Source organism: Rhizobium sp. 18055, assembly GCF_902706285.1.
Taxonomy (GTDB): domain Bacteria; phylum Pseudomonadota; class Alphaproteobacteria; order Rhizobiales; family Rhizobiaceae; genus Rhizobium.
Genome location: NZ_CACSKD010000215.1, coordinates 1 through 467, shown reverse-complemented (window position 1 = coordinate 467; position 467 = coordinate 1). Strand labels below are relative to the sequence as shown.

Here is a 467-nt window from a genome sequence, read left to right as displayed (position 1 = left end):
CTGCATGCTTCAGAGGGTACCCGCGAGCCATCCGGACCGACAACGGCCCGGAATTCACCTGCCGGGCCTTCATGGCCTCGCTGCAGGCGCGAGGTATCGAGCACATCCTGATCCAGCCGGGAAAGCACACCCGGAACGCCTATATCGAAAGCTTCTACGGCCGGCTCAGGGACGAATGCCTCAATGAGAACTTCGCGAACCCTCCACCATCGATGCAGGATCCGTCAGCCTGCGAAACCCTGGACCTCTCTCCCAATGATGGGTACGGCTCCCCAGCCTCACTCCCACCCTCCACCCAGCGCCATGAACACCGCCACCTGCTCCTGCGCCACCCGCGCCTGCGCGGCGGCGAGGCTGGCCTCCGCGGTGGCCAGCGAGCGCTGCGCGTCCAGCGTATCGAGATACGCGCTGCGGCCACTCACGTACAGGCGCTGGGCCTGCCGGGCCACCTGGGCGCTGTCGTCCCG

The 467-nt window shown here is 67.0% G+C and carries 2 pseudogenes; one reads left to right on the top strand and one right to left on the bottom strand.

The window, feature by feature from the left end:
- A pseudogene (locus tag GVL52_RS31960) lies at window positions 1–194 on the top strand (integrase core domain-containing protein); the annotation flags it as partial.
- 84 nt (window positions 195–278) lie between these two features.
- On the opposite strand, the pseudogene GVL52_RS31955 reads toward GVL52_RS31960, so the two are convergent.
- Window positions 279–467: pseudogene (locus GVL52_RS31955) on the bottom strand (RND transporter); the annotation flags it as partial.